A 10,703-nucleotide genomic window follows, 5' to 3' on the forward strand; every position below is an offset into this window, starting at 1 on the left:
GGTCGTTAATTCACCACACTCCGTAAGCGCCCACTCTTCCTCGATATCTGTGACTCACCGCAACCGTCAGTGAACGCCGTGGCTACCGGCGGAGGTGGACTCACACCCGAGCGAGACCGAGTTGGCCAGGATTGGCAGCCGTGCCCGGGTGGGTAGGTGGCCCTGGGTGAGGCTGACCCATCGGTTGACCATCGCGGCCGCGGCGCTGTTAGCGCTCTGGGCCGGCCTGGCCGATGATGCGGGCCAGGTCAGCCCAGCCTGCATCGGAGATGGCGGCGGCCAGACGCCGGTTGCGCAGCAGGCTGACGGGCCAGCACCACCGCTTGCGATGGTGACGGGTCGATCGTGAACCGGAACGCGGTAAACCTCCCCACAGCCCCACAGCATGCCTGCCACCTACGGCACTTCCGAAACCACGGTCGACCGCCCTCAGGACAGCCGCTGCGCCCGGTGCAGGATCCGCTGGGTGACCACCACCAGAGCGAGGAACGCGCCGCTGACGACCTGCTGGAACGACGAGGTGAGCACGCCGATCTGGTTGATCAGGCTCTGGATGACCCCAAGCAGGAGCACGCCCGCCATTGTTCCGGTGAGACCGCCGGAACCCCCGGTGAGTAGCGTGCCTCCGATCACCACGGCGGCGATGACGTCGAGTTCCATGCCGGCGCCGAGGATGGTGACACCGGAGGACAAGCGGGCGGCGTTGAGGGCGCCCGCCAGTCCGGCGAGCAGTCCGGAGATGAGATAGACGAGGACCTTGACCCGCGTGACCGGCACGCCCATGAGGACCGCTGCCTCTTCGCTGCCGCCGATGGCGTAGACGTTCTGGCCGAAGCCGGTGCGTTGCAGCAGCACCCCGCCCAGCAGGGCCAGACCCAGCGTGATCCAGACGGGCACGGTGAGGCCCAGAAAGGACGCCTGGCCCAGGGCGCTGAACGCGTCGTTCCGCACCAGGTAGGTGTTCGCCCCCTCGTCGGATACGGCGAGCATGAGGCCCCGCATGCCGAGCAGCCCGGCAAGGGTCACGATGAACGGTGCCATGCCGGTGCGTGCCACGATCAGCCCTTGCACCAGCCCGATCGCGCCGCACACGGTGAGCGGCAGCAGCAGTGCGACGAGCAGCCCGTATCGGGAGCCGTAGGCGGCCAGCACCCCGGCGAGCACGAAGGACGAGCCGACGGAGAGGTCGATGCCGCCGCTGATGATGACGAAGGTCATCCCGATGGCGATGATGGCCAGGAACGACGACGACACCACGATGTTCGCGGCGTTCTGCGGGGTGGCGAACGAGTCGAAGGCGACGGCTCCGACCACGACGGTGACCGCCAGCACCATGAGCGCGCCGTGGTGCTGCAGCAGGTGGCCGATCCGTTCGCGGCGCAGCATGCCCGGCGCGCGCCGCGTGTCGGTGCCGGTGTCCGCGTCCGTGGTGGTGGTCATGCGCGCCTCCCTCGGGCGGCGTAGACGGCGGCCAGGATGATGACCGCCTGGACCATCTGGGTCCAGGACTGCGGCAGGTTGTGTTTGATGAGCGTGGCCTGGAGGAGCTGGATGAGCAGGGCGCCCATCACGGTGCCGAGCACGCGGACCCGACCTCCGGTGAGCGGGGTGCCTCCGACGACCACGGCGGTGATCGCGGACAGCTCCATGAGCAGGCCCAGCGAGGTGGGGTCGCTGGCCTGCAGCCGGGACGTGGCCAGCACGCCAGCCACCGCGGCGAGCAGGCCGGAGATGATGTAGACCGTGATCAGGACGCGTCGTACCGGCAGGCCGGACAGCCGGCTCGCGGCCCGGTTGCCGCCCACGGCGACCAGTTGCCGGCCAAAGGTGGTGCGCTTGATCAGGAACGCGACCAGTACGGTGAGCACCGCCGCGACGATGACCACGAGCGGCAGCCCCAGCACCGACCGGCTGCCAAGGGTGATCAGCGTGGGGTTACGGAACTCGGTCAGCTGCGGTACCAGCACGTTCGCCATGCCGCGTATGCCGACCAGCAGCGCCAGCGTCGCCACGATCGGCTGCACCCCCACGTACGCCACCAGTGCGCCGCCGGCTGCGCCGGCGGCCGCGCCGGCGATCAGGGCCGCGACGATCGCGACAGGAGCGCCGTAGCCGAGGTAGAGCACCACCATCGCCGAGGCGAGCGCCATGACGGCACCGACGGACAGGTCGATGCCCTCGGTGCCGATCACCAGCGCCATCCCGAGTGAGGTGATCACGACGGGCGCGACCTGGATGAGCTGAGTCCGGAAGTTCGCCACCTCCAGGAAGTGCGGCGTGAACACCACGTTGAAGAGCAGGAGCGCGAGCACCGACGCGTAGACGCCGTACTCCTGCAGCCACGTGAGCAGGCGTGCCCGCCCTCCCCACACGCGCGGCGCGGCCGCGAGCTCAGCCATCGGTCTCTCCTGTCGCGGCAATCGTTGCCATGATCGCTTCTTCCGTCACCTGGTCGCCGCTCAGTTCGCCCGCGACCGCGCCGTCGCGCAGGACCACGACGCGGTCCGCCCCTTCGACGAGTTCCTCCAGATCGGATGAGATCAGCAGCACGCCGAGCCCTTCGGCCGCAAGCTCGTCGATGAGCGCCTGCACCTCGGCCTTGGCGCCGACGTCGATGCCCCGGGTCGGTTCGTCGAGCAGCAGGACCTTGGCGCCGGTGGCCAGTGACCGGGCCAGCAAGACCTTCTGCTGGTTGCCGCCGGACAACTCGGAGACCTTCTGGTGCGGCGAGGCGGCCTTGATGCGCAGCCGCCGCATGAAGCTGTCGACGATCCGGTCGATCCGGGCGTCGGACACCACTCCGGACCGGGACAACTGGGGCAGGGCTGCCAGCGCGATGTTGTCCCGTACCGACAGGGTCGGCACGATCCCCTCGGCCTTGCGGTCCTCGGGGACGAGGCTGACCCCGGCCCGGATCGCCGCCGCCGGAGAGCCACGACGTACCTGTTGCCCGGCCACCGTCACCGTGCCGGCGTCGACCGGCAGGGCACCGGCGATCGCCTTGGCCGTCTCGCTGCGCCCCGCACCCAGCAGCCCGCCCAGCCCCACCACCTCGCCGGGACGGACCTGCACGGACACGTCGCGCAGGACCGGCCGGCAGGACACCGAGCGGGCCTGGACGAGCGGCTCGCCGACCGTGGTGGTGTGCTCGCCGGTGAACTTCGTCGCGCCGTCCCGCCGGATCTCGGCGGGGTCGCGGCCGAGCATCAGGGCGACCAACTCCACCCGGGCCAGCTCGTCGAGCGGCCCGTCGTGCGCGACCCGGCCGTCGCGCAGCACGGTGACCCGGTCACAGATCCGGTACAGCTCGTCGAGGCGGTGGCTCACGTAGATCACCGAGATGCCCTCGGATCGCAGGTCGGCGATGACACCGAAGAGGGTGTCCACCTCCCGCGGTTCCAGGGCCGAGGTCGGCTCGTCCATGACCACCAAGCGGGCCTCGATCGAGACGGCGCGGGCAAGGGCCACCATCTGCTGGGTGCCCATGCCGAGCGAGCGCAGCGGGCGGCGCACGTCGGTGCGGATGCCGTACCGGGTCATCACCCGCTCGGCCTCGGCGTACAGCTGCGTCGTGTCGGTCACCCCGAGTCGACTGCGCGGTTCCCGCCCGAGCAGCAGGTTGTGCGCGAGGCTCATCTGCGGGACCAGGTTGACCTCCTGGTAGATGGTCGAGATCCCGGCCCGCTGGGCGGCGAGGGGGTTGTCGAAGGTGACCGGCTCGTCGCGCAGCAGCAGCGTCCCACGGTCCGGCCGGTACACGCCGGTGAGGACCTTGATCAGGGTGGACTTGCCGGCGCCGTTCTCGCCGACGAGGGCGTGGACCTGCCCCGCGTCCAGCCGGAAGGACACGTCGTCAAGGGCGAGGACGCCGGGGAATCCCTTCGAGATTCCCCGGGCCTCCAGAACCGCGGTCGCCATCAGTACGCGTTTCCCAGGCTCTCCTTGGCGTTCGCCGTGGTGTACTCCTGGTCACTGATGATCACGGTGGCCGGGATCCCCTCCCCGTCGAGGAACTTCTGGGTGGTGGAGAAGGCGAGCGGGCCGAAGCGCGGGTTCGACTCGACGACCGCGGACAGCCAGCCGTCGACGATGCCCTGCACGGCGGCGCGGGTGCCGTCCACCGACACGATCTTGACCTGGCCGGGCGACTTGCCGGCGCCCTTGAGTGCCGTCACGGCGCCGAGCGCCATCTCGTCGTTCTCGGCGTAAACGCCCTTGGTGCCCGGTCGGGATTGGATCAGCTGCTCGGTGACCTGCTGACCCTTTTCCCGGGTGAATTCGCCGGTCTGCTCGAAGGAGATGGTGATGCCGGGCGCCTTCTCCTGGATGCGGTCCTTGAAACCCTTGGTCCGGTCGGTGGTGACGTTGTTGCCGGGCGCGCCGAGGAGGATGGCGACCTCACCCTGGCCGCCGAGGGCCTGGATCATCTGGTCGGCCGCCCGCTTGCCCTGCTCGTAGAAGTCCGACCCGATAAAGGTGAGGTAATCGGTGCACGGCTGAGCGTTGATCTTGCGGTCGATGGTGATGATCGGGATCTTCTTCTCCGCCGCCTGCTTCAGCACCGGTTCCCAGCCGTCGGAGTTCAACGGCGCGATGACCAGCAGCTTGGCGCCTTGGGCGATGAGTTGCTGAACGTCCGAGATCTGCTTGGCGAACTGGGACTGGGCGTTGGTGACCCGCAGGTTGGCGATGCCGAGCTTGGCGGCCTCGTCCTTGATGGACTTGGTCTCGGCAATGCGGAACGGATTGGCTTCCTTCTCCGACTGGGAGAAGCCGACCACGTCCTTCTTGAGGTCGAACCTCTGCCCGCCGAAGCTTTGCAGGGTGCAGGTGGGGCCGGTGGCGCCCGCGCTCTGCACGACCTGCTGGCCCGCGCTGCCGGCTGGTGCGGGCGTGTCGCCGCTGTCCTCGCTCTTGGCGCATGCCGCCGTGGCGAGCAGGGCGGCCAGCGCGATTGCCGCCAATCCGGATATCCTGGACATGAGAGGTCCTTTCGCTGACGGATTCTTCATTCGGCGGGGGGCGGTGCGGCGATGCCGGGGGCGGCCGTCGCCGTCGCGGTCAACACCGCGACGACGACGGCGACGAGGCAGGTCGGCCTCACTTGCTGGCTCCCGCTCCGTAGAGCTGGGCGACCTCGGCGGCGGACAGGGCACGGTCGTAGACCTGCACCTGGTCGATCGCGCCGCGCCAGTAGTCGACCGGGCCGCTGTTGTACCAGGCCCGTCCGATGACCGTCGGTCCGCTGGACGCCTCGCCCAGGCAGGAGCTGGCCGTGCCGGCCCGCTGCCCGTCAACGTAGAGCGTCAGCGTGCCGGTGGCGGCGTCCCGCACGCCGACCAGGTGATACCAGCGGCCGGTCTCCGGTGCGGTCGGCGCGAGCGCCCGGACTCCGGCGAAGCTGAACGCGAACCGGTTGTCCGCGCCCGAGTACTGCAGGAAGAAGGCGCTGTGGTTGCTGCCGTCCTGGCTCACCGCGGTGGCGAACCCGCCGAGGCTGTCCAGCTTCACCCAGGCGGACGCGGTGTAGTTGCCGGTGGTGTCGAGGATCGCGGCGCGGGTGTCGACGTACTGGTTGACGCCGTTGAGCTGCACCGCGCTGCCGGAGTGGCCGGCGGTCCACGTCGCGCCGTTCATCAGCGTCCCGTCGTGGTTGCCGGCCTTGTCGTCGGTCACCATGCCGGTGCCCTCGTCCAGCGGCCACCAGCCCACCCCGGTCAGCCCGGGCGTGCCCGGCGGCAGCTGCGGCGCGTTCGCACCGGTGCCGTCGACCGAGCGGACGATGGCGCGGTTGACGTCCCGGACCCGGTCGAAGTCCATCTTCTGGATCTGGCGGTCGTAGGTGTAGAACCCGTTGACCTCGTGCTCCACGTCGGTGGTCTGGGTGTAGACACCGCCGGAGAGCCCGCACCGGTTGGCCACGGTCAGCAGGTCGCGCTGGTTCTCCACGTAGCGCCGGGTGAGGGTGGCGCTGTCCGGCGTCATCTCGTAGCCGTGTCCGTCGCCGAACCACATGTGGCCGGGCACCTCCAGCCCGAGGCCGCCGTGCTCGCCGTCCACGGCGACCCGGTCCCCGCTGGGGATCGGTGAGGCCGGGCCGAGGTACTGGTGGAAGTCGATGATGTCACCGCGCCCCGAGTCGCCCTTGGAGGCGCAGCAGTTCACGCCGCTGTGCGCGTTGACCATCCGGCTCGGGTCCTGGGCGCGCAGCTCGTCGGCGATCCGACCGGTAGCGGTGCGGTCCCACTCGCCCCAGCCCTCGTTGAACGGCACCCAGACCGTGATGGAGGTCCAGCTCTGGTGCTCGTCGACGATCTCCTTCAGCTGCCGCTCGAACTCCTGCCGCGCGTCGATCGGCGGGATACCCCCGGTACGCATGGCGGGCATGTCCTGCCACACCATGAGGCCCAGGCGGTCGGCCCAGTAGTACCACCGGTCCGGCTCCACCTTGATGTGCTTGCGGATCGTGTTGAAACCGAGCCGCTTGGTCTCGGCGATGTCGAAGCGCAACGCCTCATCGGTCGGTGCGGTGTAGATGCCGTCCGGCCAGAAACCCTGGTCCAAGGTGGACAGGTTGAACAGGATCTTGCCGTTGAGGGCCAGGTGGAGCTTCCCGTCCGCGCCCTTGACCTTGGTCACCGCGCGCATGCCGAAGTAGGACTCGACCCGGTCGACCTCCTTCGGGCCGTCCAACACCCGCACCGTCAGCTCATAGAGGTACGGCGAGTCGGGCGACCAGAGCTGCGGGTTCGGCACCGGGACGCGCAGCTCGACGCCGGCCGGTCCCGAGGCGCGCCCGACGACCTTGTTGCCGGCGTACGCGACGGCCTCGACCGTACGGCCGTCGCCCTCGGCGACCTGCGCGGTGAGCCGGAGGCTGGCGTCGTCCACGTCGGGCGTCATCCGCAGCCGGTCGACGTGGCTCGCCGGCACCGGCTCCATCCAGACGCTCTGCCAGATGCCGGACGACGAGGTGTAGAAGATCCCCCGGTCCGGCACGTTGCGCTGCTTGCCGATCGGCTGCCAGGTCTTGTCGGTGCGGTCCTCGACGCCGACCACCAGTTCCTGGGCACCCCGACCGCGCAGGGCGTCGGTGACGTCGACGCTGAAGCCGTCGTAGCCGCCACGGTGGGTGGCGACCTGCACGCCGTTGACCCAGACCGTCGCGTCGTAGTCCACGGCGCCAAAGTTGAGGCGCAGCCGCTCGTCGCCGCCGATCCGCCAGTTCGCCGGCACCTGGAAGGAGCGCCGGTACCACATGCGGTCCTCGTGCCGCTGAATGCCGGACAGCGCCGACTCGATCGGGTACGGCACGAGCACCCGCTCGCTGAGCTGCTCGCCGATCGGCGGGGCTTCGCCTTCCTGCGCCCCCGCGAACTGCCAGACCCCGTTCAGGCTCTCCCACCTCTTACGGACCAGCTGGGGGCGGGGGTAGTCGGGAAGCGCGTTGTCCGGCGACACCTGGCCGGTCCACGGCGTGGCGATCGGTGGTGTGCCCGGATGCCAGGTCGCCTCGGCGCGCGCGACTCCTGGCACGCCGCCGATCACGCAGGCCGCGGCGATCAGCGCGGTGGCTGCTCTTCTCATCGTTCAGGGCCCCTTTCTCACGAGCGTGGCGTGAGAGGGCAGGCCGCAGCGCCCGGGCCCGGGCCGGCGGTGGGGCCGGCCAGGCCGGGTGGAGACCTGCCTGAAATCGTTGGGAAACAATCAATCACCGTCACGATCTCAAGTCAATACCATTCGATCAGATCCGATCAGAAACGATCCGGGAGCGCTCTCACCAGGGTCGGGAGTTCCGCAGAGTACGATCAGAAGCAGACCGACCCGTTCACGAAGAGAGGACAACGTGGCAGGCGACGACTCCCGGACGGCGACCGAGGGCCGGCGAACGATGTTTGCCGCCGAGCGCCGGCAACGCATCCTCGAACTGATGCACGCCAACGGTGCGGTCTCGCTGCGGGACATCGCCCAGGCCGTCCAGTCCTCAGAGGTCACCGTGCGACGTGACCTGCGGGTCCTGGAGGCCGACGGGCTGCTCAACCGCCATCACGGCGGCGCCACCCTGCCCGGCGCGCTGGCCACCCCACCCGGCGCGCTGTCCCGGGAACCCACCTACGCCCAGAAGGCCCAGGTCGCCGCCGCCGAGAAGGCCGCCATCGCCGAGCTCGCCGCCTCGCTCGTCGAGGACGGCGACGCCATCGTCATCGGCGCCGGCACCACCACCCAACTCTTCGCCCAGCAGCTCACCCGGTACGCCGAACTCGCCGTCGTGACCAACTCGCTGCTGGTGGCCCAGGCGCTCGCCAACGCGCCGCGGGTCGAGGTCGTCCTCACCGGCGGCACGCTACGCGGCGCCATCCTCGCGCTGGTGGGCAGCGCCGCCGAGCGCTCGCTCGCCGGTCTACGGGTCCGCCGGGCATTCATCTCGGGCAACGGTCTCACCCCCGAACGGGGCGTCTCCACGCCGAACATGCAGGTCGCCAGCGTCGACCGGGCGCTCGCCGCGGCCGCCGAGGAGATCGTCGTACTCGCCGACCACACCAAGATCGGAGTCGACACCATGGTGCAGACCATCCCGACGGACGAGATAGACCACCTCGTGACCGACGACGCCGCCCCCCGCGACGTGCTCGACGAACTGGCCAACCGGGCCGTCCGGCTGCACGTCGCCCGCCCCTGACGTCTTTACCTTCGCACCCGCCGTACGCAATCATTCGCCTCAGCCGACTCGCCGGCCGCTACGAGGAGGCACTGTGGCAGGCAGCAGCACCGTGATCGAAGCCGCGGGCGTGGTCCGCGACTTTCCCGGCACACGCGCCCTCGACCACGTCTCGTTCACGCTGCGGCGGGGCGAGGTGCACGCCCTCCTCGGCGAGAACGGCGCCGGCAAGTCGACGCTGGTCAAGGTGCTCTGCGGCATCGACCGACCGGACGCCGGGGTGCTGCGGCTGCACGGCACGCCGGTACGCTTCTCGTCCCCCCGCGACGCCGAGCGCGCCGGGATCGGCGCGGTCCACCAGGAAGCCAACCTCGTCCCCCAGATGAGCGTCGCCCGCAACCTGTTCCTGGGCCGCGAACCGCGCCACCGCCTCGGCCTCATCAACGTCGCGCGGATGAACACCGGTGCGCGCGACATCATGGCCGACTGCGGCCTGCGGATCGACGTACGACAGCCCCTCGAGTCGTTCGACGCCGGAATCCAGCAGTTGGTCGCCGTGGCCCGCGCGGTCGCCACCGGCACCTCGGTGATCGTCCTCGACGAGCCCACCGCCGGCCTGGACGACGACCAGGTCGAACGTCTGCTCAGCATGCTCGACACGCTGCGCGACCAGGGCCGATCGATCGTCTACGTCAGCCACCGTCTCACCGAGATCGAGCGGATCTGCGATCGCGCCACCGTGCTGCGCGACGGCCGGCTGGTACACACCGGCCCGCTCGCCGGCCTCGACCGGATGCGACTCGTGTCGCTGATGCTCGGCCGCCGGGTGGCGCTCGGGACGGCCGCCCCCGGCGGCGCATCAGCCGTCGAGCCCGCCGACCCGCCAATCCTGCAGGCCACCGGCCTCACCCGCCGCCACGTACTCGGTGGCGTATCGATCAACCTCCGACCGGGCGAGGTCGTCGGCCTCAGCGGCCTGCTGGGCGCGGGTCGGAGCGAGACGGCGAAGGCGATCGCCGGCGCCATGCCGCTGGACGCCGGGCAGGTGACCGTCTCCGGCGCCCACCTGCGCCAGCGCTCGATCGCCGGCGCCGTCCGCGCCGGAGTGGGACTGCTGCCGCAGAACCGTACGACCGAGGGCATCATCGCCTCGCTGTCGGTCCGCGACAACATCGCACTCGCCGCACTCCCCCGACTCTCCCGCGCCGGCATCGTCTCCGAGGCCCGGCTCGACCGGATCGTCGAGACCTTCATGCGGCGGCTGCGCATCAAGGCGAACAGCCCGCACCAGCCGGTCGGGGAGCTGTCCGGCGGCAACCAGCAGAAGGTGCTGCTGGCACGCTGGCTCGCCACGCACCCTCGGGTGCTGATGCTCGACGAGCCCACCCGCGGCATCGACATCGGCACCAAGTCCGAGGTGCAGGCCCTCATCGACGATCTCGCGGTGGACGGGCTGGCGGTCATGCTGATCTCCTCCGACCTGGAGGAACTCGTCGGTTCCTGCGACCGCGTCCTGGTGCTCCGCGACGGCGCCGTCGCCGGTCAACTGACCGGCCCGAACGTCACCGAGAAGAACATCATGGCGCTGCTCGCGGCGACCTGACCACCGCCGAACACGGCGTTAATCGCTCCGGTCACGCGACCCGCCGCCGCAACCGCCGGGACAGCACCGGCGCGGCGATCGCGACGAGCAGCACGCTGCCGGCGCATCGCCGAGGGTCCAGTCGTGTCACGGCGCGGGCGCGACGTCCGGCCTTATGGCAGAAACCGAGCATGCGGCACGTAGCCTGTTGAAAATTGCCAAACGTTGCGGTGGAATAGTCAGAATGTTTCACCATCGATCCTCGCGGATGAAGGTGGCACCATGTCAGTCCGCCCACCCCGCCTTCTCGGCACGGCGACGGCCGGTGCTCGGCGACGTGCACGTCAGCGCCGTGCAGGTGCGGATGAACCGGCTGAACTCGGAGATGATTCTCGCCGCCGAGCACCACAGCCGCCCGGCGTTTCCGCCCCCGTGGGAGCCTGCCGCGGGCCCAGCTCAGCC

The 10,703-nt window shown here is 70.0% G+C and carries 7 protein-coding genes; 2 read left to right on the forward strand and 5 right to left on the reverse strand.

Translation table 11 applies throughout. The features are described from left to right. Positions 1-429 precede the first annotated feature (429 nt). From ONA70_RS11720 to ONA70_RS11740, 5 genes are all read right to left on the reverse strand, one after another. Positions 430-1,440, reverse strand: a complete 1,011-nt coding sequence (locus ONA70_RS11720) for an ABC transporter permease (RefSeq protein ID WP_265006412.1) — start codon at positions 1,438-1,440, stop codon at positions 430-432. Next, the gene (locus tag ONA70_RS11725) at positions 1,437-2,399 is read right to left on the reverse strand and encodes an ABC transporter permease (RefSeq protein WP_265006413.1); all 963 of its coding nucleotides are present in this window, start codon (positions 2,397-2,399) and stop codon (positions 1,437-1,439) included. The genes ONA70_RS11720 and ONA70_RS11725 overlap by 4 nt, the downstream gene beginning before the upstream one ends. Then, on the reverse strand, positions 2,392-3,918 hold the full coding sequence (locus ONA70_RS11730; protein ID WP_265006414.1) for a sugar ABC transporter ATP-binding protein: 1,527 nt from the start codon (positions 3,916-3,918) through the stop codon (positions 2,392-2,394). The genes ONA70_RS11725 and ONA70_RS11730 overlap by 8 nt, the downstream gene beginning before the upstream one ends. After that, positions 3,918-4,964, reverse strand: a complete 1,047-nt coding sequence (locus tag ONA70_RS11735) for an ABC transporter substrate-binding protein (protein WP_265006415.1) — start codon at positions 4,962-4,964, stop codon at positions 3,918-3,920. The genes ONA70_RS11730 and ONA70_RS11735 overlap by 1 nt, the downstream gene beginning before the upstream one ends. Positions 4,965-5,100: 136 nt before the next feature. Then, entirely contained in the window at positions 5,101-7,587 is a 2,487-nt protein-coding gene (locus ONA70_RS11740) for a LamG-like jellyroll fold domain-containing protein (protein ID WP_265006416.1), read from the reverse strand. 259 nt (positions 7,588-7,846) lie between these two features. Between ONA70_RS11740 and ONA70_RS11745 the strand changes: the two genes are divergently transcribed. Then, positions 7,847-8,680 (forward strand): DeoR/GlpR family DNA-binding transcription regulator, encoded by an 834-nt coding sequence (locus ONA70_RS11745; RefSeq protein WP_265006417.1) that lies wholly within the window; start codon positions 7,847-7,849, stop codon positions 8,678-8,680. Positions 8,681-8,753: 73 nt separating this feature from the next. Continuing rightward, positions 8,754-10,262 (forward strand): sugar ABC transporter ATP-binding protein, encoded by a 1,509-nt coding sequence (locus ONA70_RS11750; RefSeq protein WP_265006418.1) that lies wholly within the window; start codon positions 8,754-8,756, stop codon positions 10,260-10,262. Positions 10,263-10,703 lie beyond the last annotated feature (441 nt).

The organism is Micromonospora yasonensis (genome assembly GCF_026013475.1).
GTDB classification, from domain to species: domain Bacteria; phylum Actinomycetota; class Actinomycetes; order Mycobacteriales; family Micromonosporaceae; genus Micromonospora; species Micromonospora yasonensis.